Genomic DNA, 26,745 nt, shown 5'->3' with positions numbered 1-26,745 from the left:
CCGCGCCGGCACGGCCAAGCCGGACGGCCGGCGGGCCGCCGCCGGCAGGGGCGCGCGCGGCGCCCCGCCGGCACCGGCGCTCGACGTGCTGAGCATTCGGCGGCGCGTCGAAGAGGACGAGCAAGAGGGCAGGCAGTTATTTACGCCGGCACCCTGGGCCACCGCGACCGCGACCGCACCCGTGCCCGCGGCTGCGGTGGCGGTGGCGGCCGCCGAGCCCGCCGAGCCGGCGGCGGCGCCGGAGCAGGCGCCACTGCTGCCGTTCCGCGTGCTGGGGCAGTACGAGCAGGCGGGCCAGACGGTGGTGTTCCTCCAGCATGGCGAGCTGAACTTGCTGGTGCGGGTGGGCGACACGATCGCCGAACAATACAAAGTGGAAAGCCTCGTCGGCAATGCGATGAGTTTGCGTTACATCCCGTCGGGCCAACTCCAGACGCTGGAAGTGGGCACGCGTTGAAAAAGGGACGAGCCATGACCTTGAATCGCTGTCGACGGTTGTGCCGTGCGTCACTGCGGCGTGCCGTTCGCCTGCTGGGCGCCGGCCTGCTGGCGGCGGTGCTGGCCGGCTGCGCCGGCTCGCAGGCTTACCGCGAGGGCAAGACCTTGCTGGCCGAAGGCAAGGCCGCCGCCGGCCTGGCCCAGCTGGAGGCCGCCGTCAGGCTGGAGCCGAAGAATGCCGAGTACCGCATCGCGCTGGCGGGCGGGCGCGCCAGCAGCGTCAACCGGCTGGTCGCGGCGGGCGAGGCGGCGCGCCGTGCAGGCGCGCTGAGCGAGGCCGAGAAAGGCTACCGCCAGGCCCAAGTGCTGGACCCCGACAACGCGATGGCGGCCCAGGGCATGGCGGCGCTGGTCGGCGCGCGCCGCCACCGCCTGCTGCTGGCCGAGGCCGAGGCGCTGCTAAAGAAGGGCGCGCTGGCCGATTTGGGCGACGCCCTGGAAAAGCTGCGCCCGGTGCTGGCGGAGGAGCCGCGCCAGCGCGACGCGCTGAATCTGCGCGCGCGCGTCGAAGAGGCCCGCGCCAAGCAGGCGCGGCCCGAAACCAAGCTGGCGGCAACGTTCCGCCAGCCGATCTCGCTGGAGTTCCGCGAGGCGCCGTTGAAGTCGGTGCTGGAGGTGGTGGCCAGATTGTCGGGCCTGAATTTTTTCTACGACCGCGACATTCGCCCCGACCTGAAGGCCACGGTGTTCGCCAGGAACACCACGATCGAGGACGCAATGCGCCTGCTACTGGTGACGAACCAGCTCGAACAAAAAATCCTCAACGAGAATTCGCTGCTGATCTACCCGAGCACGCCGCAAAAGATTAAGGACTACCAGAGCCTGGCGGTACGTAGCTTTTACCTGACCAACGCCGACGTCAAGGCGGTGTCGAATTCGATCAAAACCATCGTCAAAAGCAAGGACCTGGTCGTTGATGAGCGCCTGGGCATCATCATCATGCGCGACACCCCGGAGGCAATCCGCATCGCCGAGCGCATTGTCGCGCTGCAGGACCTGGGCGATTCGGAGGTGATGCTGGAAGTCGAGATCCTGGAGGTGAAGCGCTCGCGCCTGATGGAGCTTGGCATACATTGGCCGAGCCAGCTCAGCCTGTCGCCGCTACAGGCCGCCGGCGCGCCGCTGACCTTGAGCGCCTTCGACAACCTGAACCCCGGCAGCATCCAGGCGGTGCTCGGCAACGTCGTGCTGAACGCGCGCAAGGAAGACCAGGACGGCAACATCCTGGCCAATCCGCGCATTCGCGTGCGCAACAAGGACAAGGCGAAAATCCAGATCGGCGACCGGGTGCCAGTGATCACGACGACCGCCACCTCGACCGGTTTCGTGTCCGAGTCGGTGACGTACGTCGATGTCGGCTTGAAGCTGGAAGTCGAACCGACCATCTATCTGGACGACGAGGTGGCGATCAAGATCAACCTGGAGGTCTCGAACCTGGTACGGGAAATCATCAGCAAGGCCGGCACGCTGGCCTACCAGATCGGCACCCGCGGCGCCAACACGGTGCTGCGCCTAAGGGACGGCGAAACGCAAATCCTGGCCGGCCTGATCAGCGACGAGGACCGCAGCACGGCCAACAAGGTGCCGCTGCTGGGTGAGTTGCCGCTCGCCGGACGTCTGTTCGGCAGCCGCAAGGACGATACCCAGCGCAGCGAGATCCTGCTCTCGATCACGCCGCGGATCGTGCGCACGGTGCGCCGCCCCGACATGCTGGACGCCGAATTCGACTCCGGCACCGAGAGCAGCGTCGGCGCGCAGACTCTGCGCCTGGGCGCCGTGGAAGCGCCCGCCGCCGCGCTGCCCGCGCAGGGGCGCGCCGCGCCGGCCGCAGCCAACGTGGCGCCCGCCAGCCTGAGCTGGCAAGCCCCGGCCCAGGTGCGGGTGGGCGAGCAGTTCAGCGCGGTGCTGCGCCTGAGCAGCGAGCAGGCCTTGCGCGGCCTGCCTTTGCTGCTCGGTTTCGATCCGCAGGAGCTGCAGATCGTCGGCGTGCAGGAGGGCGACTTCTTCAAACAGGGGAACGGCCGCACCAGCTTCAGCGAACGCGTCGACGCGGTGCAGGGCAAGGTGTTCGTGGCGCTGGTGCGGCAGGGCGTCAACGGCGACGACGCCGGCGTCAACGGCAGCGGCGATCTGCTCAGCGTGACGTTCAAGGCGCTCAAGGCGGTCCCGGCGGCCAGGTTGCAGTTGCTGTCGGCCACGCCCGAGCCCGCCCCGGACCTCCCGATCGCGCTGCCGCCCGAGCAACTGGTGCGGGTGCTGCCCTGATGCGCGCGGCGGCGCGCGCGCGCGGTTTTACCTTCATCGAATTGATGATGACGCTGGCGATAATGGCCGTGCTGGCCACGGTCGCCGTGCCGCTGGCCCAACTCGGCGTGCAGCGGCAAAAGGAACATGCGCTGCGCGTCGCGCTGGGCGACATCCGCGAGGCGCTCGACGCCTACAAGCGCGCCTCGGACCAAGGCCGGATCGTACTCAAGGTGGGCGAGTCGGGCTATCCGCGCGCGCTGGCCCAACTGGTCGAAGGGGTGGACGATCAGCGCAGCCCGAGCAAACGCAAGCTGTATTTTCTGCGCCGCCTGCCGGACGACCCGATGGCGGCGGACGGCGCCTGGGGCCTGCGCAGCTACGCGGCGGCGCCGGACGAACCGGCCGAGGGCGACGACGTGTTCGACGTCTATTCGCAATCCGACAAGCCGGGGCTGAACGGCGTGCCCTACCGGCAATGGTGAAGGCCAACCCCATGCGCGCCCACCGACCCGGTTTCACCCTGATCGAAATGCTGGTGGTCATGGTGGTGATCGCCTTGCTGCTGACCCTGGCGCTGCCGCGCTATATCGGTTCGCTCGAGCAAGCCAGGGAGCGCGTCCTGCGCGAGAACTTGAAAATCATGCGCGTCTCGCTCGACAAATTCTACGCGGACCGGGGGCGCTTCCCGGACACCCTGGCCGATCTGGTCGAGCACAACTATCTGCGCGCCGTACCAATCGACCCGATGACCGAGTCGGCGCTGACCTGGATCGCCGTGCCGGCGGCCGACGCCGAGGCCGCCGGCGTGGCCGACGTCAAGAGTGGCGCGGCGGGAACGGACAAGGAGGGCAACGCCTATGAATCGCTGTGACGGCCCGGGCCGGCGGGTGCAGGCCGGCTTTGCCTACCTGTGGGTATTGTTGCTGGTGGCGTTCATGGGGGTGGCCCTGAGCGTGGCGGTGGAAATCGACGTCACGGCTGCGCAGCGCGAGCGCGAACAGCATTTGCTGGCGATAGGGCGGCAGTTCCAGACGGCGATCGCGCGCTATTACGAAAGCGGTTTAGCGGGCGGCAGGAAGGAATATCCGGCAACGCTGGAGGACTTGCTGCGCGATCCGCGCGCGCCGGGTGTCACGCGCCATTTGCGCAAGGTATTTGTCGATCCGCTCACCGGCCGGGCGGAGTGGGGCTTGGTGCTGGTGGGCGGGCGCATCGCAGGCGTGCATTCTCTGTCCGGCAAGAAACCGATCAAACAGGACGGTTTCGCCGTGGAACACATGGGCTTGCGCGGCAAGCAGCGCTACACCGAGTGGCGCTTCGTCTATCCGGCCGACCTGCCGCCGCCGGGCGAAACGGGCGCAATACCGGCTACCACCCCGGTCGGCACGCCGGACCATTTACAGGAAGAACTGAAATGAGCTATTTTCTGCATGCTTTGCCTTGGCGCCGTGCGCTGTGTGTCCTTGCCATCGCCGCCTGGCACTGCGGCGCGGGCGCGCAGGCGGCAGGCGCGGACGGCCTCCCCGAGGCATTGCGGGGAATCAAACGCGCAAGCGGTGTATGCCGGGCCGATGACGCGCGGCCCGGCGCGGGCGCCGGCGCGGCGCCCGCGGTCAGTCCGGATTTCGGCTGCGCCATTCCGGTCAGCGCGCTGCAGGCCATGCTGGCGCTGCCCGCTACCGCCTTGGTCGACACCCGCGGCGGCGCGGCGCACCAGGCCTTCCACATAGAGGGTGCGCTGAACCTGAGTGCGCTCGACTTGCGCAGTAAACTCTATTGGCGTGGCAAGACGGTGGTCCTGATCGGCGACGGCAAGGCCGAGCTGGAGCTGTATAGCGAATGTGCGCGCCTCAAGCAGTTGGGCTACAAGCAGGTGGCGGTGCTGCGAGGCGGCATGCCGCAGTGGCTGGCCGAGAACCAGCCCGTGGCCGGACGGGCGCCGGCCGCACCGCAGTTGGCGCGCTTGTCGGCGTCGGAGTTCTGGCTGGCGAGCCAGAGCTTGGACAACCTCGTCGTCTTGTCGAAGCAGCAAAGCGCCTTGCAGGGCGACGTGGCGTTTTCGCTGGTGTTGCCGGAGACGACGCCCGGGTCGCTCAAGGCCGCGCTGGAGCAGCACCGCAAGGAACGCAAGGGCGTGCCGCTGTCTGCGGTCGTGCTGGCCGTCGACGCTGGCGTGGAGGACCAGCAAATCGAGCAGTTGCAGCAGGCGCTCGTGCCGCTGCCCTTGCTGGTGTATGCCGATAGCCGCGAGGCGCTGGTGCGCCAGCTCGCGCTGCAGAAGGCGATCTGGTCGGCGCAGGCGCGTGGCCCGAAACAACTCGCCTGCGGTTTTTAGGCCGGCCCGTGCGCCGCCGGAACTTCCTGCAGCGCCTGTTGTGGGCGCCGGTTGCCGGTCTGGGGCCGGCGGCGCCCGCCGCTGCGCAGCCTGCCGGGCAGGCCGTGCTGCGGCGCCTGCGCTTTAGCGTGACGTTTAGCAATCCCCTGGATCGCCGGCTCGAGCGCCAGCGTTTTTGGTGTTATCTGCCGGCCAGCGCGGCCGCCGGCCAGAGCCTGCGCGAGGTGCAGGTGTCGGCGCCGTACCGGCTGCAAGCCGACGCCCTCGAACATCGTATTTTGGAGCTGTGGTTTGACAACTTCCCGCCGCTCGCGCAGCAGGTCGTCACGTTGATGGCGGTGGTCGAACTCGATCCCACCGCTGCGTTGCGGCGGGCGGTCCTGCCCGGGCGGGCGCAGTGGCTGGCGGCCGAGCGCTATATCGAATCGGAGGCCGCGCCAATCCGTGCCCTGGCCGAGCAATTGCGGCGCGCGGACGAGTTGGCCGGCGCGCGCGCGATTTACGACTGGGTCAGGGGAAATATGCGCTATGCCGGCTACCTGGCCGACGAGGCGGGCGCGTTGCAGGGCCTGCGCGCGCTGCGCGGTGACTGCACGGAATATGCCGACCTGGTGGTGGCGCTGGCGCGCGCCAACGGCTTGCCGGCGCGCATGGTTGGCGGCTACGTGAGCGACCGCGACCTGGCGCCGCGGCCGCGGGACTACCACAACTGGGCCGAGGTTTACCTTGACGGCGGCTGGCGCGTCGTCGATGCGCAGAAGGAAAACTGGCTACCGCCGCCCGGCCAGTATGTGGCGTTCCGGATTTACCGCGACGCGCCGGTCAACCCTGTCGGATTGGCCCACCGTTATCGACTGCAAGGGGAGCTGAAGGTACTGTTGTGACAGGCCGCGCGCCGCTTGCTTCGCCTTCAAGGCGGTATCGAGCAATTTGTCGTTGCCGTAGATATCGTTGAAGAAATACATTTTCCCATCGTTCTTCGCGAGCACGGTGCCGTAGGCGATCACCACCGGCAGCGGACGCTTCAGCCGTATCGTGTTGGACTTGCCGCTGCCCATGGCGTCGCGGATGCGCTGCTCGGTCCATTCCGGCTCGTCCTGCAAGACGAATTTCGTCAGTGCCACCGGGTCTTCCACGCGGATTCGGCCATGGCTCAGGTCGCGCCGGTCGCGTTTGAACAGCTGAACCGCCGGCGTGTGGTGCAGATAGATGTTGTCGCTGTTGGGGAATATGAACTTGATGTCGCCCAGCGCGTTCATCGGGCCCGGCCGCTGGCGGATCCGCCATTGCCCGCGCATCACGGCGTCCAAGTTGGCGCTAGACAACTGCGGCACGGTGGTGCCGGCGGCGGTGACGAACTCCAGGCCCTGCTTGGCGAAATGCCCCGGGTCCGTCAATCGAAGTAATTGTGTATACACCTTTCTTCCTGTAACTCATTGAGTTTCTGATGCCAGTGCGGCAGCTTATACACTTTGACTTCGCATGCGAGCGAGGTAAAGTTGCGACATCCTTGAAATATGAAGTAAAAGTGCTAAATTGTGTGAAAAGAGCCGGAGAGCCGTATGGTGCCTAGCATTTCTCACTTACACTTTACGAATCCGATGACCAGCGAGCGGCCAAAAGGCGCGGCGCGCTTTGAGTGTTGGGCACTCAAGCTCCGGCGGCGGGTGATGCTGTTCGACCCGTTCCAAGTTCGGCTTTGGACCCTCGTGGAAGGCAGTCCCCGTGTGATCGCTATTGCGAACGCCCTGCGTTTTGGCGCCACGACAACGATCAGCAACTTGTCGATTTTTGGGTCAAGGTCGGCCGGCGTGAAATGTGCTGGGTTGTCACATCGAAGCTTCAGCCAACCCGGGCTGGCGCCCTCAGTCCTTACGACGACACCTGTGTCCGGTATGTCCATGTCCAAAGCCTCGCCTCTCACAAGGTCTGGAGTCCTTCCAAGCGCTTGCGCACAGCGGGGTATTTGATCGTGCAAAAGTGGATATTGGTTGGTGGCCGGGGCCGCCCACGGTGAGGCCGGGCCGCACTGTCCAAGTGGTGAACAATCGCGCCGTCGAGTGGGGTGAGAGGGTATTGATATCTTGCTGCTCGCGGTCCTTGGCGCGGAAGTGGCTGGCGCTGGCCGTCACGCTCCAGCCCGGCGCCAGGCGGCCCGACAATTCTCCCTCGATGCCGCCGCTGGTGGCACCGCGCGCCGCGTAATACGCTTGCGTCGTGGTGCCGGGGACTCTGTGCGCGCCGTCCGGCTGGGCCAGCGGCTGGGCCACCTTATCCTGCTTGATTTCGAAGATGCCGATGGAGCCATTGGCGTGGCCGTCGGCCAATTCCCCCTTCACGCCCACTTCCATGCTCCAGGTTGGTGCGGAAGTCCCGTGCCGCTGGCGCATGCAGGCACGTCAATGCGCTCGCTCAGTTGGCATGTTTATCATGGTCTCCGCTATACTGGCCCCCCAATATTGCCGCCATTAGCAGAAAATCACCATGGACCTGAGTACCCACGCCGCCGTTGTCAATGGCGAAGCCTATCGCGACGGCAAGAAGATCGCGCACTTTGATATCGACAAGGTGGGCGACTTCCTTGGCGAGCCCGATTGTTTCGTGTGGATAGGCCTGGCCGGCCCCGATGCGGCCGCCATGCAGGCGCTGCAATCGGCGTTTGGTTTACATGAGCTGGCCGTCGAGGATGCGCAGGGCGCGCACGAACGGCCCAAGCTGGAAGAGTATGGCGACACCCTGTTCATGGTGATGCACACGGCCACCCTGGACGGCGACGTCATCGTGTATGGCGAAACCCACGTCTTTCTCGGCCCCCGCTTCATCATCACGGTGCGCCATGGCGCCTCGGCCGGCTACGCAAAGTTGCGTGAGCGCAAGGAAAGCGTGCCCGAGAAACTCGCCAGCGGCCCCGGCTACGTGCTGTATTCCATCATCGACTTCATTGTCGACCAGTACCAGCCCTGCATCGATCATTTGCAGGCCAGGTTCCAGCACCATGAATTGCAGTTGTTCAAGCCCAGCTTGAGCGAAGACAAGCTGCAGGATTTCTACCAGCTCAAGACAGAACTGCTCAAGCTCGACGCGGCCGTCAACCCGCTGCATGACATTTGCACCCAGCTGATCCGTTTCCATGGCGACATTGTGCCCAAGGAAAACCGCATCTATTACCGCGACATTCTCGACCACGTCAAACGGGTGACGCATACGGCGGGGCAGATGCGCGAACTGGTCAATTCGGCCATGCAGGTGGCGCTGGGGCAGATTTCTATCCGCCAGAACGAGGTGGTCAAGCGCCTGGCCGCCTGGGCCGCCATCCTGGCCGTGCCCACCATGGTCTTCAGCCTGTACGGCATGAATTTCGAATTCATGCCCGAACTGAAGTGGCGCGGCAGCTATCCGGCCGTGATCGTTGTCATCATCGCCGGCTGCTACTGGCTGCACCGGCGCCTGAAGCGCGAGGGCTGGCTGTAGGCAGCAGGCTTACCCGTCAGCCACCGCGCCAGCCGCTTCCAGTATCAGCGCCGCCACTTCCACGGGACGCGAGGCCAGCGAGGCGTGGCTGGCGTTCAGGGTGATGACCTTGCGGACATTCAGGCGCGCTGCCATGCGCTCCTGGTTGACGGGGGAAAGCAGGCGGTCGGCGCTGGAAATCTGGTACCAGCTGGGTTTATGCTTCCAGGCCGGGTCGCTGACAGTGTCGCCGAAGGTACTGGCCAGCGGCGCCTTCTGGATCACGCCCAGCACGGCGCCTTCTTCCGCATCGAGGTTCTGGCAAAAGCTTCAGTGGGCGGCGCCGCCCCAGAAACCGTGGACGAGGACGATGGTGGTCTGATTGTTCATGCCGATACTCCTTGTGGGGGGGCTGACCTTGCATGCCATGCCGCCTGTCCGCAGGCTGCGGCGCGGCGGCCGGCGGCATGCCGATCCAGCCCTATTGTAGACGCCTGCGGGCGTCGCCAGCGCCAGGCGCGGCTGCAATCATTCGAGAGATTTGGCGCGCAATTAGCTGCTACCATGATTTCGTCATACCGTTTGCGAGTTAGCTTATGCGGAAATGCCCGCGGCGGCGGCTCGTCCCTTGCCGAGTCGCGGCGCGGTCTCGCACAAGCGCTGATGCAAGCCGTGGGCCGGTTCATGGTTTACCTTTCGAGGAGCAGCAATGAAACGTCATTTCCTGAGCGCCCTGTTGGTATCGATGTCCTTCCTTGTGCTGGCGCAGGCGCCGGCCCTGGCCCAGGACAAGCCGGCGAAACCGGCCAGCGGCGAGATGGCCAAGCCCGAGGCCCCGGTCGCCGGGCCCAACGCGGCATGCAATGTCAACGCCACGGTACAGCAGTGCTGCTCGGCGGCCCAGTGTGGCGGCGATGTGCTGAGCAATCGCGATGCGCATAACTGCAAGGTGAAAAGCTCGGGCAAGAGCTGGCATCCGGCTGCGCGAAACGGCCAGCCGGCCGCCTGCCAGCGCATGTAGTCAGGCGCTCAGGCACGGGACAGGGCGGCGATGGCGTTGACCACCGCCGCCTCGTACCCGACGCGTACTCGATGAAGAAGTCGCCGTGCTTGCCATTGTCGATGGCCGGGAGGCGCCTGCCCGGCAGCGCGGCCGAGCATGGGGTGACGAATGGCGGAAGGCGGCGGCTGGTCACGGCGTGTCACGATGGTGTCACTTTTGCCGTGTAGCCTGCTGCTGTCGATGGAGCATCCGTCGGCAACAGCCCCATTTCGAGAACAGGACGATAGCGTGATGACAGCAAGCCCGGCGTCGCTCAGTGTGCTGGCGCTGGCCGGATGCCTGCTGCTGGCCGGCTTCGCCGCGACAGGAACGGCGCACGCCGCGCCTCCGCTGTATGCGTTCCAGATTCCTGCCCAGCCGCTCGCCGACGCGCTCAGGGCGTATGGCTTGATCACGGGGATTTCCGTGCTGGCGCCCAGCGGCGCCCTGCGCCAGCGCTACAGCAGTGCCGTGCAAGGCAGCCTGCCGGCGCCGGAGGCGCTGCAACGCCTGCTGTCGGGCACCGGCCTGCAGGTCCATTTTCCAGCGGCGAATGCCGCCATCATCCAGCTGCCTGCCGGCGATACCCCGGCTACGCCGCCACTCCCACCAGAAAGCGGTGCCATCGCCCTGGACGCCATCGATGCCGTGCGTGCGGACGGTGCTGATTATGGCGCTTATGTCAGTGGCGTGCAGACGCAATTGCTGCGCGTCCTGTGCCGCTCGACCCTGACGCGCCCCGGCAGCTATCGTCTGGCGCTACGCTTGCGCATCGCCGCGTCGGGCAGCGTGGCGACGCTGAAACAGGCGGGCAGCACGGGACGCCCGCTGCGCGATGCCGTGATTTCGCGCAGCTTGCGTGCGCAGGTATTCGAGCCGCCGTCGCCGACCATGCCGCAGCCGATCACCATTCTGCTGCGCCCGGATGACTCGGGCGGCGCCTGCCAGCCGGCGCCCGTGGAGGACCAGGCTGATGCCCGATAGCTTGCGCGCGCGCCTGCGCGGCGTGCTGGTGACGCGCTATGGCCAGCTGCGCCGCAAGCTTGAGTACATCGTCGGCACCGGGGAGCGCGCGAGCGATGCCCTGCAGGAGACCTGGCTGCGCCTGGAGTCGATGCCCGGCAATACAGCCGTGCGCAATCCCGACGCCTACCTGCTGCAGATGGCGGTTAACGTCGCCACCGACCAGTACCGCCGCGAACACCGGAAATTGAACGATGCCGATATCGACGCCCTGTTCGACGTGGAAGACGAACTGGCCGATCCCGAACGCATCGTCGCGGCGCGCAGCGAGATCATCGCCCTGGAAGCGGCGCTGCGCCAGCTTACGCCGCGCCAGCGCGAGATCCTGCTGGCGGCGCATATCGATGGCCAGCTCAATCGCGAGATCGCCGCGCGCCTGGATATTTCGCTGAGCCTGGTGGAAAAAGAGTTGCGGCACGCCCTGCGACATTGCCAGCAATACGTGGGCGCGCCGGCCGACATGGCCGCCCGTGGCGGCCCGCGCCGCTTCTGATACGATTCTTCATCATGACCCAACACAGCAACGACAGCGACGGCGATATCGAGGAACAGGCGAGGCAATGGCTGGTGCGCCTGCGCTCGGGCCGGGCGAGCGAGGCCGATGCGCAGGCGTTCGCCCGCTGGCGCGCGCAAAGTCCCGGCCACGCCCGGGCGGCGCGGGAACTGGGGCAGCTGTGGCGCGGCCTGCGCATGGCGGCGCCTGCGGTGGCGCGCGAGCAAGCCATGCGCGCACCGTCGCGCGGCCGGCGCGCCTTCCTGGGCGGCGCGCTGGCCGCGGGCGTGGCGCTGCTGGCCTTGCGTCCGCCGCTGGCCCTGTGGCCGTCCGTGGGCGAACTGGCCGCCGACTATCGCACGGGCACGGGCGAGCAGCGCCAACTGGCGCTGGCCGGCGGCGCACAAGTGCGCATGAATACGCAGACACGCCTGAACCTGCGCGGCGCGGATGAGGCCGCGTTCATCGAATTGCTGGCCGGTGAAGCGCAGATCGTGACGGGTGGCCGTGAGGCGTGTACCGTGCTGGCCGGCGGCGCACGGCTGCAGGCGCGCGCCGCCAGTTTCAACGTACGCTACCTTCCGGATGGTGACGTGGAATTGAGCTGCCTGGAAGGCCGGGTCGAAGTCGACCACCCGCAGCGGCGCACCACCTTGTCCGCGTCGCAGCAGTTGCGCTACGGCGCGGCCGTGCTGCGCCTGGCCGCGCCGGCCGATTCCCATGCCGTGCTGGCCTGGCGCCGCGGCCTGCTGCTGTTCAATGACACGCCGCTGGCGCAGGTGGTCGAGGAGCTCAACCGATACCGGCCCGGCAAGATCTTCCTGCAAAGCGAAGAGCTGGGCATGCGCCGCGTCCAGGCGCAGTTTTCCATCGATAAGCTCGATGTCGCCCTGGCGCTGATCCGCGACCTGTACGGCGCCCGACTCACCTACTTGCCTGGCAATCTGGTCTTGCTCAGCTAGGCCCTGTCACACGCGCGCGCATCAAGCCGGGCGTGGACCCACAGTATCTCACCTTCAACTATGGGAACGCTACCAGCGTTGTCTTCAATCGTGTTTCTGGAAAACGCATGTGCCCGGGGTCGCTTCGCCAGCGCAAGCCCGGGTACTTCGGCAGCTCATGGCTGGCCGGGTACGGTGCCAAAAAATAAATGCGGGTTAGGCGGGCAGCATGCGTCCCAGTCATGAGCAGCGCATTTTCAGCGCGCCTTCCCCGACCAACCAGCACGTTTATTTTTCCAGGAAATCATTGCCATGACCATGTTTCACACTGCCCGGCGCAAGACCATGACACAGACGCTGCGCGTGCCCGCGCCGCAAGCGGCCATGCGGCTTACGCCACTCGCCTATGCCGTGGCCGTGCTGCTGGCGGCGGGTGGCACGGTGCAGCAGGCGCAGGCGCAGCAAGCGTTCAGCGGCGCCTGGTTTGCCGGCAAGGGTGCGACGCAGGCGACAGTGGTGCAAACGGGGCGGCAGCCCGGCGGCGTGCCGCTGGCCGGACGGCCGGCGGCGCCCGGCCAGCAGGCTGGCGAGCAGTTGCAGCGTTCGCTCAACAACCTGAATCTGGCCGCGCGCGCCATCGCTGCGCAGCAGGCGGCGCAGGCACAGGCGCGCCAGGCAGCGGCCGGTGCGCCCGGCGCGCCCGATGGCCTGGTGAATGGCGGCCTGAAGATCGATGCCAACAGCCTGACGGCTGGCTGGCTCAACGCCCAGGCGCCCGTGCAGACGGTACAGGGAGGCAAGACGACGGTGCTGGTGCGGCAGACGGCCGACAAGGCCATCCTGAACTGGGAAACGTTGAATGTCGGCAAGGATACGATCTTGTCCTTCCAGCAGCAGAAGGACTGGGCCGTGCTGAACCGGGTCAATGATCCGCTGGCGCGTCCCAGCCAGATCCAGGGCCGCATCGAGGGCGACGGCACGGTGCTGCTGGTCAACCGCAACGGCATCGTCTTCCATGGCGCCAGCCAGGTCGATACGCGCAACCTGGTAGCTGCCGCAGCCGGCATCGGCGACGCGCAGTTCCGCGAGCGCGGCATTTACAGCAATGGCAGCGTGCCATCGATCAGCGATGCACTGGGCAAGGTCGATGTGCTGCGCGGCGCGCGCCTTGCCACGCGCGCGCCCGCCAATTCCACCGAGGGGGGCGGTTATGTGCTGCTGGCGGGCGCCGAGGTGCATAACGGCGGCGAGATCCTGGCACCGAAGGGACAGGCGCTGCTGGCCGCTGGCGACAGTTTCTTCATCCGCAAGGGCGTGGGCACGGATGGCAATGCGCTGTCCACCACGCGTGGCAATGAGGTCGTGCCCCGGTCCGGCGTGGCGGGTGCGACAGGCAAGGTTGCCAATTCGGGGCTGATCCAGGCGCGCGAAGGCGATGCGACCCTGGCCGGGCGCGAGGTGCGCCAGGATGGCGTGCTGCTGGCCAGCACCAGCGTCAATGCGCGCGGCACGGTGCACCTGCAGGCGCTGGGCGAGCAGGCCGCCGTGGTGTTGGGACAGGGTGCCACGACAGCCGTCTTGATCGAGGAAGATGCGAGGAATACGGCGCTCGACAGCCAGCGTGACGGCTTGCGCGCCCCGGCCGTGGGCGGCGCCGAGTCCATGCTGCCGCTGGCGGACCGGCGCGACCAGTCGCGCATCGCCATCGACAGCGCCGGCACGGTGGATTTCCAGGGCGCGTCGCTGACGCTGGCCACAGGTGGGCAGATCAGCGTCAATGCGGCCGGCCGCAGCCTGGTGCGCGATGGCGCGCGGATCGACGTAGCGGGCGCGGCCGGGGTCAGGCTGGCCATGGAAAGCAACAACGTCAAGGTCAACGTACAGGGCAACGAACAGCGCGACGCACCAGGCAACCGCGATGGCAAGGGACTCAATAGCAGCGATATCTGGCTGGACAGGCGCAGCCTCGTGTTTGTTCCCAAGGGGACGAACGGCTATGACAGCGACCGCTGGTACACGGCGGGCGGCTTGCTGGAGGTGGGCGGCTACCTGGGCATGCAGGGACACACGGTGGGAGAATGGATGGCGCAGGGCGGCACGCTCAGTTTTGGCGGCAAGGACGTCGTCACGCAGGCCGGTTCCAGCATCAACCTGTCGGGCGGCACCTTGCGGGTGGAAGGCGGCTCGATCCGCCAGACCTGGCTGAATGGGGCCGACGGCCGCCAGTACGAAGCATCGCGCGCGCCCGGCGACCTGCTGTACACGGGCCTGTACCGGGGCTTTGAAGAGCTGCACGCGCGCTGGGGCGAGTCCGCCACGGCTTCCTACCGCAGTCCGCTGATCGCGCCGCTTCAGCGGCTGGAAAACGGGTATACGGTGGGGCGCGATGCCGGCAAGCTGGTGATTGGCACGCAGGCGGCCGTGCTGGAAGGGCTGATCGACGCCAGCGCCGTCCAGGGTCCGGGCCAGCAGCAGGCGGCGCAGGCCGGTGTCGATGGCTACCATCAGTCGCACAAGGCCGCCGCCACACGCGGCCAGCTGATCGTCGGCCGCTCCGTGCCCATGTTCGAAAAGAGCACCGGCCTGACGTACGACAGCCTGGGTGCCGTTATGCGCGAGGTGCAACTGGCCGGCGGCGCGGACGATATCGCTGCGGGCCTGGACCTGGGCACGCTGCTGCCAACCTCGCATCAGGGGCGCCTGGTGCTCGATACGGCACGCCTGAACGGCTTCGAACTGGGCGCCATCCGCATTGCCGCCACGGATACGATCGCCGTCAATGGCGCCGTGCGGGTGGCCGACGGCGGCAACGTGACCCTGTACGGCAGCGACGTGGCGGTCAATGCCGACGTGACGGCGCACGCGGGCGGCATCCAGATCGGCAATATCCTGCGGCAGGCTGTCAACGGCCGCATCGAGGACAGCGTGCTGAAGGCGCCGCCCGGCGGCAAGGCCGGCGTGCAGGTGGCCGGCGGCGTGACGCTGGACGCGAGCGGCTTGTGGAGCAAACCCTTGCAGGAGGAGGCCTTGCCTACCGCCAAGCTGGCATACCGGCATGGCGGCAGTGTTTCCCTGCGCAGCAGCGGCGGCGTGCTGCTGCGCCAGGACAGCCGCATCGATGTGCGCTCGGGCGCGGCGCAGCTGGCTGGCGGTGCGGTACGCGGCGGCAAGGGCGGCAACGTGACGCTGGAAACGCGCATGCAGGGTAGCGAGCGCGCGGCCAGCCTGGGTTTCGATGGCGCGCTGCTGGGCCAGGGCATGGAGGGCGGTGGCACCCTGCAGGTGCGCGCGGCGAAGGTGCTGATCGGCGGAGCGGCGCAGGCGGCGGCCGACACGCTGCAGCTCGACAGCGGCTTTTTTGACAAGGGTTTTTCCCGCTACGATATCGGCGGCAACGGCGGCTTGACGGTGGCCGACGGCGCGCAGGTCGCGGTGACGATGCCGCTGCTGCGCCTGGCCGGGCAGGAGGTGGAAGCGTGGCTGTCGCCGGTATACCGCGAAGACGCGAGGAAGGGCGTGCTGACGCAGCGCCTTGGCGCCAGCTTGCGGCTGCAGGCCGGTGTGGCGGAGGTCTCCGGCGGCGCGGACATGGCCAGCGTCCAGGCGCGTATCGGCCACGGTGCCATGGTGGAAGTCGATCCTGGCCAGTCGATCACGGTCGCCAGCATCGGCCAGCTGACGCTCGATGGCCGCCTGAATGCCTGGGGCGGCAAGATCGTGCTGGAAGGTATGGCGGGCGATGTGCAGGCGGCCGAGGTGGCCAACGGTGCCGGGCATGGCCGCTCGATCTGGATCGGTGACGGGGCCGTGCTGGACGTGGCGGCGCGCGCCGCCACGGCCGTCGATGCACGCGGCCAGCGCTATGGCCTGGTGCGCGACGGCGGCAGCATCGTGGTGGGCGGCACGCTCGACCATGCCACGGGCAAGGCCGATGCGGCGCACCTGTTCGTGGCCGTGCGCGAAGGCGCGCTGCTTGACGCTTCCGGCACGCAGGCACAGCTCGACGTGGCGGGCCTGGGCGCCACGCAAGTGGCCAGCCGTGGCGGCAGCATCGCGCTGGCGTCGAACAACGGCCTGTACCTTGACGGCCTGATGAAAGCCGGCGCGGGTGGCGCCGGCGCGGCCGGCGGCACGCTCGCTCTGGCGCTGGAAACGCCGCTGTACCGCGATACAGCGGGCGCGCGCGTGCGCCAGGCGCGCGAATTCATGCTGCGCCAGCAGCCGGCCGGAGGCACGCTGGCCGGCACGCAGCCGGAACAGGCGGCCGCGCAGTTCGTGTATGGCCACGCGGCGCTGGCCGCCTCGCAGGTGGCCGCTGGCGGCTTCGGCAACCTGTCCATCCTCAGCAACGGCATGCTCGGCTTCGATGGCGACCTGTCCCTGTCGCTGGGCCAGAGTCTGCATCTGTACGCGCCCACCCTGGTACTGGCCGACGGCGCGGCGGCGGCCACGCGCGTGCTGCTGGCGGCACCGTACATGCGCCTGGCAGGCATCGGCGCCGTCGGCACGGGCGACGGCCAGATACGTCCCACGCTGACGGGCGGCGTATCGACGCAAGCGGCCGTGGGTAGCCTGCGCCTGGAAGCACAGCAGCTGCTCGATGTGCGCGACGTGCTGACGACGGGTGCGCACGGCGGCAAGGAGCGCGCGCAAGGACTGCCGATGGTGCTTGACCGGCGTGCCTTCGACAGCGTGGAACTGGTCAGCCATGGCGACTTGCGTTTCTTGGGCGCCACCGTCAGCGGCCAGAATACCGTCCTGAACACGCCGGCCGACCTGTTGCTGACGGCGGCCCGCATTTATCCGGCAACGGGCGCCAGCGCCATCGTGCGGGCCGGCTACCTGGGCGGGGGCAGCGATTATGCGCAGCAGCGCCTGCTGCGCATAGGCCGCGCCGGCACAGATGGTGCAGCGCCGCCGCTGCCGCCATCTTCCGCTTTCGGCGCGCTGACCCTGGGCGCCGCCGCGATCGAGCAGGGCGGCGTGTTGCTGGCCCCGCTGGGCAGCATCGTGCTGGGTGTCAGTACGGGCGCCAGCATGTCGGACACGCGTTCTTTGCGCTTCCTGCCGGACAGCGTGACGTCGGTCAGCGGCGCCGGCCTGATGCTGCCGTATGGCGGCACGGCCGATGGCGTCAGCTGGCGCTACGATGGCCAGGATGTCAGCCTGCTGGGCGCGGGCGGCACCTATGGCACGACGGCCAATCTGAAGGTGGGGCTGGCGATGAAGAGCCGCGCGGTCGACGTGCAGCCGGGCGCCGTGCTCGATCTGTCGGGCGGCGGCCAGTTGCTGGGCGCCGCCTTCGTGGCCGGCCGTGGCGGTTCCACCGATGCGCGCTACCATCCGCTGGTGCAGACGCGGGCCAACGGCGGCTTCATCCTGCCTGAACTGGCCAGCAATCCCGTGTACGCGATCGTGCCGGGTGCGCAAGCGCCGGTGGCCCCCGCCGATGGCGAGCGCGGCGCCAGTGTGCCCGTGCCGGGCCAGCAGGTGACGATAGGCGCCGGCGTGCCCGGTTTGCCGGCCGGCAGCTACACCTTGCTGCCGTCGACCTACGCCTTGCTGCCGGGCGCCTTCCGCGTCGAAATCAATGGCCAGGCCGGCATCGCGCCGGCCGCGCCGAATGCCATGCGCAACGGCTCCTGGGCCGCCAGCGGCCGCCTGTCCGTGGCCGGCACGGCCATCGGTGACGCCCTGTCGCGACAGATGATCGTGACGCCGGCCAGCGTGTTGCGCAGTTATTCGCAGTACCGGGAAACCAGCTATGCCGATTTCGTGCGCGCCGACGCGGCCAGGCTGGATGTACCGCGCGCCATGCTGGAAGCGGATGCGCGGACCATGCTGGTCCAGTTGATGCCAGGCAATGGCGACGCCATCGATTTCCATTTCCAGGGCCAGGCCCGCTTTCAGCCGGCCGACAAGGGACATGGCGGCACGCTGGCCTTCCCGATGGACGGAGGGCATCTGGAAGTGCTGGCGGCCGGCGGCCAGACCAGCGCCGACATGGGCACCGTATCGCTGCGCGCCGTTGACGTCAACGCCGTGGGCGCGGCGCGCCTGTCGCTGGGCAGCTTGCCCGTGGTGCGCTACGGCCAGGGCGGCAACCTGCTCGACTTCTCCAGTGGAGGGGCCGCCGGCGCCATCACCGTGCGTGACGGGGCGTCGCTGTCGGCAGCCGAAGTATTGCTCATCGCTAACTCAACAGTGGCAAACCAGGGCGCCGGCATCAAGGTCGAGCAGGGGGCGGCCATCAGCACGCTGGGGCGCGGCAAGTCCGCCTTCGATGCCGACGACGGCTTCGTCTACCAACCCGGCTACCGCGGCGTGCTGGCCGTGTCCAACGGCCGCCTGCAGATGCTGGCGCCGGAATACAATAGCGTGGGCACGCCGGCCAGCATCCGCATCGGCACTTGCGCGCAGGCAGCTTGTGCGGGAGTCACGTCGCTGTATTCGGAAGGCTCGATCGCCTTTGCCACCAGCAGTGCCTTCGAGCTTGGCGACGCTGTGCGCTACGGCACGCGTCACCTGACCCTGGCGGTCGGGGGCATCAATGTGGGCAGTGCGCATGCGCTCGATGCGGCCGCCGCGCGCGGCGCCCTGCCGCCGGGACTGACCTTGAACCAGGAGGTCCTGGACCGCTTGCTGCGCGGCGATGCAGGCACGGGCGCGCCGGCCTTGCAGACCTTGTCGCTGACGGCCGCCCAGTCGCTCAATTTCTACGGCGACACGACCCTGAGCACCATGGATGCCAGCGGCAAGTCGCTGCTGGACAAGTTGTCGCTGACGACGCCGGCCATGTATGGCGGCGGCAAGGCGGGCGATGTGGCGCGCATCGTCACCGATACCCTCGTCTGGAATGGCGGCACGGCCGGCCCGGCAGCGCTGCCGGGCGCCGTGCTGGCCGGCGGCGCCGGCACGGGCAGCGGCACGCTGGACGTGCGTGCGCGGCGCATCGAGTTCGGCTATGGCCCCGACACGCGCCCGGACACGCTGGCCGACGCGCAGCGCCTGATCCTGGGTTTCGCCGACGTCAGGCTCAATGCCAGCGAGCGCATCACGGCCAACCACAAGGGCAGCCTGGCCGTGCACCAGTCGCAGGGCGCCTATGCCACGGGCAAGGGTTACGCGTACGCAGGCGGCGATCTGTACCTGAACACGCCGCTGCTGACGGGACAAGCCGGTTCCGTCAACCGCATCACGGCAGGCGGGGCGCTCAATATTGCGGGAGCGGGAGTGGGACCGGGCGGCCCGGGCGGACCGGCGGCGCTTGCCGGCAGCGAGGCGCTGGGCGCGGAGTTGCTGTTGGCGGGCAATAGCGTGACGCTCGATACGGCCGTGGTGTTGCCTAGTGGCAAATTGACCCTGGCCGCCACGGGCGATGTGCGCCTGCTTGACGGCGCGCAGCTGGACCTGGCGGGGCGCAAGGTCAGCATCCACGATGCGGACAAGTACAGCTGGGGTGGCGAGGTCATACTGACCAGCCGCAGCGGCAATATCGCGCAGGCCGCCGCTGCCGGCATCGATGTGTCGGCCCGTAACAACCAGGGCGGCAAGGTGCAAGCCATCGCCCTCGATGCGGCCGCAGGCAAGGTCGACCTGCTGGGCCGGCTGCTGGGCGGCGCCAGCGGCCGCTATGACGCGGGTGGCACCGTCTTGCCCTACAAGGGCGGCGCCGTGGATATCCGCGCGCAGGACGTGGGCGATTTCGCGGCCCTGAACCGGCGCCTGAATGACGGCAAGGTTGACGGCGAACGCAGTTTCCAGATCAAGCGGGGGGATTTGACCATCGGCGACGAGATCAGGGCGGGCAGCGTCAATGTTTCGCTCGACAATGGCCGCCTGACGGTGGCGGGCGCCATCGACGCCAGCGGCGAGCGCGTGGGCGCCATCCGCCTGGCGGGCAAGCATGGCGTGACGCTGGCCGGCACGGCCGTGCTCGACGCGCATGGCAGCACGCTGCGCGTCGATAGCTACGGCAAGATCATCGATGCGCCGAACCGGGCGTTGATCGAAATCAATGCGGGCGATGGCGTGCTGGCCCTGGACAGCGGCGCGCGGCTTGATTTGCGCCACGGCACGGCCGCCGGCGGCGCGGGCAAGGGCCGGCATGACGGCCAGGCGCGCGGCACGCTGGACTTGCACGCGGCGCGCCTGGGCAGCGCCGGTGGCGCCACCGACGCCGACGCGGCCACGCACGGCGACATCGCCATCTCGGCCGGGGCAGGCCTGCGCATCGATGGCGCGCGCGATATCGCCGTGCACGGCACGGCGCGTTACGGCGATGCGCCACAAGGCGTGCTCAAGGATGCCAATGGCCAGGTCGTGCCGGGCCCGGACGGCTTGCCGCAGGCGGACCTGGCGGCGGGCGGACGGCCGTACCAGTTCATCGACCAGGCTTACCTCGATAGCAAGCATGACGACAGCACGGACTTCATGGCGGCGGCGCTGGCCAACGCCAATTTGCTGGGAAACAAGCTGGCAGGCTTGCGCACGGCCGCATATGCCGAGGCGCTGCATGTGCGGCCCGGCGTGGAAATCGTCACGCAGGGCGACCTGGTGGTCAGCGGCGACGTCGACCTGTCCGCGCACCGCTATGCGGGCCTGAACGCGAAGACGCCAAAAACCGCCGTGGCCGGCTCGGGCGAACCGGGCAGCCTGGTGTTGCGCGCGGGCGGCAATCTCGACATCTTTGGCAGCATCAACGACGGTTTCGCGCCGCCGCCCGCCACGCCGGACGACAAGGGCTGGGTGCTGACGCCGGGCCGCCAGGCCTACGGCGGCGACGTGGTGGTGCCGGGCCATGGCGTGGTGCTGGCCGAGGGAACGTTGTTTCCTGCCGGCAAGGTCTTGAATTATGCGCTGCCCATCCAGCCGGCGACGCTGGCCGTGGGCACCGTGCTGCCGGTGGCGGCTAGCCTGGCAGCGGCGCTGGAAGTGCCGGTCGATACGGTGCTGCGCGCGGACGTGCGCGATAGCGCCGGCCGCCTGCTGTATGCGGCCGGTACGCTGGTTGCGGGCCAGCCGCTGCTGCTGCCGAAAGGCACGCAGCTGGGCGCCGGTTCGCAGTTGCCCGGGACGGCCGCGCTGGAAGGCCTGACCTGGCCGGCCGGCGTGCCCCTGCCTGGCCTGGCGCAGTTTGACAACTACCTCAAGCCGAACGGGGTCTTGCTGGCCGCTGCGCTGACCTTGCGCGTCGGTGCGCTGATCCCCGCCGATACCCGCGTCAAGCTGCCGGGCGGCGCCCTGAGCGTGCCGCTGCGCGCCATCACGGGCGGCGTGCAGGGCCGTAACTGGGCGGTGGCACCCATGCTGCCGGAAGGCTCCCTGTCGTGGTCGATGCGGCTCGTGTCCGGCGCCGATACCAGCGCGGCCGACACGCGCAGCATCCGGCCCGTGCTGGCGGGCGACTTGCGGCTGGCCGACAGCCATTACGCGCTGTATGAAACGTATGACCGGAAAATCATCCCGGGCACGCCGGCGCGGCCGGGCGGTGCCTGGTTCTGGAATGCGTTCGGGGGCGAACTGGGGTACGAGCCAGGCACGCCGGTGCCGCCTGATTTCGAAGGCATGTGCGAAGAGGGCGCCTGCGACCGCTACAACTATGCCTGGAGCGACAGCGCCAGCCTGTATGATCCCACCTGGCTGGCCGGCAAGCCGGTGCCGCTGGCTGTGGAAGGACAGTGCGACACGGAGATTTGCATCCCGCTGGGCAAGGCGATTCCCGGCACCCCGGACCGGGTGGAAATCGGCGCGCTGAAAAGCGTGACGCCTGCGACCCAGCATTTCAGCGTGCTGCGCACGGGGACGGGCGACCTTGACCTGATCGCGGCCGGCAACGTCAGTACCCTGTCGCCATATGGCATCTATACGGCGGGCACTTCCACCGCCAGCCTGGGCAATGCCGCCTACAATCAGGCGCGCGGGCGCGCCGGCGACGGCGCGACGGTGCTGGGCAGCGGCGGCGCCGCGTATGAATCCCTGGTCGATGGCGGCGCGGCCAGCCCCTATGCGGCCTGGTACCCCGACCATGGCGGCAATGTGCTGTTGCGCGCGGGCGGCAACCTGACGGGCGACATCGTCAGTGCGTTCGGCGTTGCGCGCCAGGAAGACTTGCGCCGGCAGGCGGCCAGCGCCAACGTGGGCAACTGGCTGTGGCGCCAGGGCACGGGCGGCACGGCCGGCGTCGACCCCATACCCGCCAGCTGGTGGATCAATTTTGGCACGTATATCAAGGAAGCCGGTGGCGCGAGCGTCTTGCAGCCCGACCAGCCGATTATCGACAAGCTGCCCATGCTGGTGGGCTTCACGGGCATGGGCACGCTGGGCGGCGGCAACCTGAGCGTCGATGTGGGCGGCCATGCGGGCATGCAGGCGCGGCGCGGCTCGGCCGATGGCGACCAGTCGCCGCGCAGCGAAGGACTGGTGCTGGCCGTGGCCGGCACGGGCCGGGTCGGCGCCGACGGCGGCATGCTGCTGACGGGCGGCGGCGACATGGATGTGCGCATCGGCGGCGACCTCAATCCCGGCCTGCAGGCCAGGGCGGCCGTCAACAACGGTTTTGGCATGCAGCTGGGCGCGGCGACGGATTACCAGAACCAGAACCTGAACCTGAACGGCGTACTGAGCAATCTGCGCGGCGCCCTGGCCCTGCAGACGGGCAGCCTGGGCGGCGTCGCCTTCAATTATGGCGGCATGCCGCAGCAGCACGACAGCAAGGAGCAGCGCGCCTACGATCCCTACGGCGCCACGCTGGGCACGGCCACCGGTGGCGCGACGCTGATGCTGGGCGATGCGGCGGCGCGCGTGTCCACGCGGGGCGACCTGGTGCTGGCCGGCACGGGCGACCCGGGCCGCGTGAAGACAGCCCATTCGTCCGCGTTCACGGCCAATGGCAAGGCCTATGCGCAGGGCGGTTATGGCTGGTTTTCGCTGTGGACGGACGGCACGGCGATCGACCTGTTCTCCGCCGGCGGCAGCCTGGCGCCGAGCGTGCAGCTGGGCGACGTCAATTCGGGCAGGACGCCAGCCAGCCAGGGCAACCATGCCGATTCGGACGGGCGTTTCCTGTTCCCTTCGCAGCTGGGGGTGGTGGCCGCCAATGGCAGCATCTTCCTGGGCAAGTCGGCGCTGGGCGGAAACGACTATTATGCGCCCGGCTATTCCATGCTGCTGGCGCCATCGGCCAACGGCCGGCTCGACTTGCTGGCGGGCGATTCGCTGTATGCCAGCGGCTATGCCGTGAGCCGCTCGGGCGCCGCCGCATCGAGCCTGCCGACGCCGGTTCATCCCGCCTTCGCCGGCTATCAGCAGCCGGCCACCTACGTGGCGGGCAATGGCGGCGTTGACGGCATCGAATCGTCATTGGCGCGCTTTCCCCTGTTCGCGTTTGGCAGCCCCAGCGCCGCGCCGCTGGGCGACGCCGCCGGCACGCCGTCGCGTCTGTACGCGGGCAAAGGCGATATCGTCGGCTTGCGCAGCGGTGAAATCCTGGCGTTTGCCGCTGGCCAGCGGGCCGGACAGACGTGGTACGAGGGTGTCGCGCCCGTATGGATGAGGGCCGGGCGCGACATCGTCAACTCCGGCACGCAGCCGGGCCAGCCGACGGCGCTGCCGAATGCCATCGCCAATACCCGCGAGAACCCGTATGGCAATGGCGGCAGCACGGGCAACCTGTTCGTGCATGAGCGCGCCACGGACGTGTCCATCGTGGCGGCCGGCCGCGACATCCTGCATAGCAGCTTCAACGTGGCCGGTCCCGGCACGCTGGAATTGACGGCGGGGCGCCATATCCGCATGGAAGAGCAGGGGGCGCTGGTCAGCCTGGGCGCCGTGCTTGCCGGCGATAAACGCCCCGGCGCCGGCATCGTGCTGCAGGCGGGGCTGGGCGAAGCCGGCGTCAATGGCGTCAATGGCGTCGATTTCGCCGCCTTCGCGCAGCGCTACCTGGACCCGGCCAACCTGGCCCAGCCTGGCGTGCCATTGGCACAACAGGCGGGCAAGGTCGCCAAGACCTATGCGCTGGAGCTGGCCGCCTGGCTGGCGGCGCGCGAGGGTTTCGCCGGCACGCCGCAACAGGCGAGCACGCGTTTTTCCGCCTTGCCGCCCGAGCAGCAGCGGATCTTCGCGCGCCAGGTCTTCTTCGATGAATTGAAGGCGGGCGGGCGCGAGTACAACGACGCGCAAGGTCCGCGTTTCGGCAGCTACTTGCGCGGCCGCAACGCCATCGCGGCGCTGTTCCCCGCGCAGGATGCGCACGGCGCGCGCATCCGCTATCAGGGCGATATCAGCATGTATGGCCCGTCCGGTGTCAACACCCTGTTTGGCGGCGATATCAGCATGCTCGCGCCGGGCGGCAAGCAGGTATTCGGCACGGAGGGCCAGGCGCCGCTCGCGGTGCCGCGCCTGGTGCCCGGCGTGCTCACGCAGGGTGCGGGCGATATCGCGCTGTACGCCCAGGACAGCATGCTGCTGGGCCAAAGCCGCATCATGACGACCTTCGGCGGCGCCATCCTGGGCTGGTCGGCGCTGGGCGATATCAATGCGGGGCGCGGTTCGAAGTCGACCATCGTCTACACGCCGCCCAAGCGCGTGTATGACCAATGGGGTAATGTGACGTTGGCGTCCGACGTGCCGAGCACGGGCGCCGGCATCGCCACCCTGGCGCCGATTCCGGAAGTGCCTGCCGGCGATATCGACCTGATCGCTCCCCTGGGCACCATCGACGCGGGCGAGGCGGGCATCCGCGTCTCGGGCAATATCAACCTGGCGGCGCTGCAGGTGCTGAACGCGGCGAACATCCAGGTGCAGGGGAAATCGAGTGGCATGCCGGTGCTTGCTGCCGTGAATGTGGCCGCCCTGAGCAACGCCAGTGCGGCGGCGTCGCAGGCGACGGGCGCGGCGCAGGAAGCGCTGCAGCGCGAGCGGGCGGCGGCGCGCGGCAGCTTGCCATCGATCTTTTCCGTGCGCGTGCTGGGCTTTGGCAACGAGCCGATCGAGGACGGCGACAAGCGTGGAAAGGCGGCCAGCTACCGGCCGGATAGCCCCGTCGCCATCCTGGGCCTCGGCGGTACGGGTGCCACTCAGCGCGCCCACCTGACGCACCAGGAGCAGCAGGAGCTGGACCTGTGATGGCCAGCGTGGAAGCGTTGTCGCCGTGCCTGCAAGCGTACTTGGCCACGCACTACGTGCGTCTGCACCGGCGCCTGACGCGCTACCTGGGCTGCGCGGAGCTGGCCAGTGACAGCCTGCACGACGCCTGGCTGCGCCTTGCGGGCAAGCCGGCACCGCCCGCCTGCAGCATGGATGCCTACGTCTGCCGCGTGGCGTGTAACCTGGCCATGGACCGGCTGCGCCAGGCGCGGCCCTGGCAATACGCGGACGGCGCCGAAGCAGTGCTGGAACAGTTGGCAGATGGCGCGGCGGGACCGGCCACGCTGGCCGAAGTGCGCTCCGAGCTGGCCGCCGTCGACCGGGCGGTGGCGTGCCTGCCGCGGCGCCACCGCCAGGTGCTGTTCGGCTTGCGCCTGGAGGACGCCACGCGCGACGAGGTGGCCGCGCGCCACGGCATTTCGCTGCGCAATGTCGACACTTTGCTACGTCAGGCGCTCGATCACTGCGCCGCGCAGACGGGACAGACCGTCTTCGGCGGCATCAGTACGGCGCGCCGGGCTTTGCGGACGGCGCAGGCTGGTTTCCAGCCGGGACCGCCATCGTTTGCTGTTATCAGATAACCATCATGGCACGCCACCCGTCTACAGCATGCGCTGGAAAACCCCGTCCTTGTCCGGCAGCAGATGCTTGAGGTCGGCAAGGGCGTGCAGGACGAGGCAGCTTGATGCTGTCAGTGCGACACCAGTACCGGCAAGGTCATCTCCTGCAACACCGTGCGCGTGACGCCACCCAGCAGCGCTTCGCGCAGGCGCATGTGGCCGTAGCAGCCCATCACGACCAGGTCGCATTGGCGCTGCGTCGCCATGGCCAGCAGGGCCGCGCCCACGTCCTGGCCCGGCGGCGTGTCGTGCTGCAGCACTTCGACGTTGACGCCGTGGCGCGCCAGGTACAGGGCCAGGTCGGCACCCGGCTGCTCGCCGTGCGCGGCCGGCTGGGCGTGCGAATTGACGACGGCCAGGGTCACCTGCTGCGCGCGTTGCAGCAGCGGCAGCGCATCGGTGATGGCGCGCAGCGCTTCGGCGCTGCCGTTCCAGGCCAGCAGCGGATGCTGCGCGTTGCCCGCTAGCGCAGCGGACGGCGCATGCGGCACCATCAGCACGGGCCTGCCGCAATGGAGCATCAGGTATTCGGGCGTGCCGGCGATGACGCGCGACGGCGTATCCTGCGCGTCGGTCTGACCGAGAATCAGCAAGTCGCAATAGCGCGCCTGCAGCAGCAGCGCGCCTTGCGCGTCGTCGTCGACGAAGCGCGTTTCGTAGGTGCCCAGACCTTCTTCACGGGCGATGCGCTCGAAGTCGTGCAAGGCTACGCTGGCCTGGGTGCGTAGCGCCTGCATCTGCGCCGGCGCGAATTGCAGCGCGTTGACGCCGCCGCCATACGCATAGCGCGAGATGCCGCTCATGGCCGAGCCGATCAGGTGGGCGCCTTCGGCAATGGCCAGGCGCACGGCCAGGCGGATGCGCTGGGCACAGTGGTGGGAATTGTCTACGTGGACCAGCAGGGTAGTGTAGGGCATGGCGTTTTCCTCGGTTGTCGGAAGTCGGTT

Annotated in this window: 15 protein-coding genes and 3 pseudogenes; 14 read left to right on the top strand and 4 right to left on the bottom strand. The window is 68.3% G+C overall.

Annotated features, from left to right (window positions below):
- The 7 genes and pseudogenes from ACQ4W7_RS11880 to ACQ4W7_RS11850 all read left to right on the top strand — a co-directional run.
- Window positions 1-457, top strand: a pseudogene (locus ACQ4W7_RS11880) (hypothetical protein); the annotation flags it as partial.
- Window positions 458-471: 14 nt separating this feature from the next.
- Entirely contained in the window at window positions 472-2,763 is a 2,292-nt protein-coding gene (locus ACQ4W7_RS11875; protein WP_436530646.1) for a secretin GspD/PilQ domain-containing protein, read from the top strand.
- Window positions 2,763-3,227, top strand: coding sequence for a type II secretion system protein (locus ACQ4W7_RS11870; protein WP_436530644.1), 465 nt, complete (start codon window positions 2,763-2,765; stop codon window positions 3,225-3,227). Before ACQ4W7_RS11875 ends, ACQ4W7_RS11870 begins: the two co-directional genes overlap by 1 nt.
- Window positions 3,228-3,238: 11 nt before the next feature.
- A complete protein-coding gene (locus ACQ4W7_RS11865; protein ID WP_436530642.1) occupies window positions 3,239-3,616 on the top strand; it encodes a type II secretion system protein in 378 nt (125 codons plus the stop codon).
- Window positions 3,603-4,163, top strand: coding sequence for a type II secretion system protein (locus ACQ4W7_RS11860; protein WP_436530640.1), 561 nt, complete (start codon window positions 3,603-3,605; stop codon window positions 4,161-4,163). Before ACQ4W7_RS11865 ends, ACQ4W7_RS11860 begins: the two co-directional genes overlap by 14 nt.
- Window positions 4,160-5,080, top strand: a complete 921-nt coding sequence (locus tag ACQ4W7_RS11855; protein WP_436530638.1) for a rhodanese-like domain-containing protein — start codon at window positions 4,160-4,162, stop codon at window positions 5,078-5,080. Before ACQ4W7_RS11860 ends, ACQ4W7_RS11855 begins: the two co-directional genes overlap by 4 nt.
- 8 nt (window positions 5,081-5,088) lie before the next feature.
- Complete coding sequence (locus tag ACQ4W7_RS11850; protein WP_436530636.1) at window positions 5,089-5,964, top strand: transglutaminase-like domain-containing protein; 876 nt, start codon at window positions 5,089-5,091, stop codon at window positions 5,962-5,964.
- On the opposite strand, the pseudogene ACQ4W7_RS11845 reads toward ACQ4W7_RS11850, so the two are convergent.
- Together ACQ4W7_RS11845 and ACQ4W7_RS11840 are read right to left on the bottom strand one after the other, a co-directional pair.
- A pseudogene (locus ACQ4W7_RS11845) lies at window positions 5,851-6,471 on the bottom strand (L,D-transpeptidase family protein); the annotation flags it as partial. The gene ACQ4W7_RS11850 and the pseudogene ACQ4W7_RS11845 overlap by 114 nt on opposite strands.
- A 474-nt stretch (window positions 6,472-6,945) precedes the next feature.
- Window positions 6,946-7,470 (bottom strand): hypothetical protein, encoded by a 525-nt coding sequence (locus ACQ4W7_RS11840; RefSeq protein WP_436530634.1) that lies wholly within the window; start codon window positions 7,468-7,470, stop codon window positions 6,946-6,948.
- Between the two features lie 94 nt (window positions 7,471-7,564).
- On the opposite strand from ACQ4W7_RS11840, the gene ACQ4W7_RS11835 reads away from it, so the two are divergent.
- Complete coding sequence (locus tag ACQ4W7_RS11835; protein WP_426074385.1) at window positions 7,565-8,551, top strand: magnesium and cobalt transport protein CorA; 987 nt, start codon at window positions 7,565-7,567, stop codon at window positions 8,549-8,551.
- A gap of 9 nt (window positions 8,552-8,560) precedes the next feature.
- On the opposite strand, the pseudogene ACQ4W7_RS11830 reads toward ACQ4W7_RS11835, so the two are convergent.
- Window positions 8,561-8,860: pseudogene (locus tag ACQ4W7_RS11830) on the bottom strand (alpha/beta fold hydrolase); the annotation flags it as partial.
- Window positions 8,861-9,239: 379 nt separating this feature from the next.
- Between ACQ4W7_RS11830 and ACQ4W7_RS11825 the strand changes: the two are divergent.
- The 6 genes from ACQ4W7_RS11825 to ACQ4W7_RS11800 all read left to right on the top strand — a co-directional run bounded on the left by ACQ4W7_RS11825 (window position 9,240) and on the right by ACQ4W7_RS11800 (window position 25,759).
- Entirely contained in the window at window positions 9,240-9,551 is a 312-nt protein-coding gene (locus ACQ4W7_RS11825; protein WP_426074386.1) for a hypothetical protein, read from the top strand.
- Window positions 9,552-9,821: 270 nt separating this feature from the next.
- Window positions 9,822-10,556, top strand: coding sequence for an STN domain-containing protein (locus tag ACQ4W7_RS11820; RefSeq protein WP_436530632.1), 735 nt, complete (start codon window positions 9,822-9,824; stop codon window positions 10,554-10,556).
- Window positions 10,546-11,088: an RNA polymerase sigma factor gene (locus ACQ4W7_RS11815; RefSeq protein ID WP_071077582.1), complete on the top strand. Its 543-nt coding sequence runs from the start codon at window positions 10,546-10,548 to the stop codon at window positions 11,086-11,088. Before ACQ4W7_RS11820 ends, ACQ4W7_RS11815 begins: the two co-directional genes overlap by 11 nt.
- A 14-nt stretch (window positions 11,089-11,102) precedes the next feature.
- Window positions 11,103-12,050: a FecR family protein gene (locus tag ACQ4W7_RS11810; protein WP_436530630.1), complete on the top strand. Its 948-nt coding sequence runs from the start codon at window positions 11,103-11,105 to the stop codon at window positions 12,048-12,050.
- A gap of 291 nt (window positions 12,051-12,341) precedes the next feature.
- The gene (locus tag ACQ4W7_RS11805; RefSeq protein WP_436530628.1) at window positions 12,342-25,157 is read left to right on the top strand and encodes a filamentous hemagglutinin family protein; all 12,816 of its coding nucleotides are present in this window, start codon (window positions 12,342-12,344) and stop codon (window positions 25,155-25,157) included.
- Window positions 25,157-25,759 (top strand): RNA polymerase sigma factor, encoded by a 603-nt coding sequence (locus ACQ4W7_RS11800; RefSeq protein ID WP_436530659.1) that lies wholly within the window; start codon window positions 25,157-25,159, stop codon window positions 25,757-25,759. The genes ACQ4W7_RS11805 and ACQ4W7_RS11800 overlap by 1 nt, the downstream gene beginning before the upstream one ends.
- Window positions 25,760-25,869: 110 nt before the next feature.
- On the opposite strand, the gene ACQ4W7_RS11795 is transcribed toward ACQ4W7_RS11800, so the two are convergent.
- Complete coding sequence (locus tag ACQ4W7_RS11795) at window positions 25,870-26,715, bottom strand: universal stress protein (RefSeq protein WP_426074390.1); 846 nt, start codon at window positions 26,713-26,715, stop codon at window positions 25,870-25,872.
- Between the last annotated feature and the right edge of the window lie 30 nt (window positions 26,716-26,745).

The organism is Janthinobacterium algoris (assembly GCF_051380935.1).
GTDB lineage: Bacteria > Pseudomonadota > Gammaproteobacteria > Burkholderiales > Burkholderiaceae_D > Janthinobacterium.
This window is presented reverse-complemented; position numbering and strand designations above follow the sequence as displayed.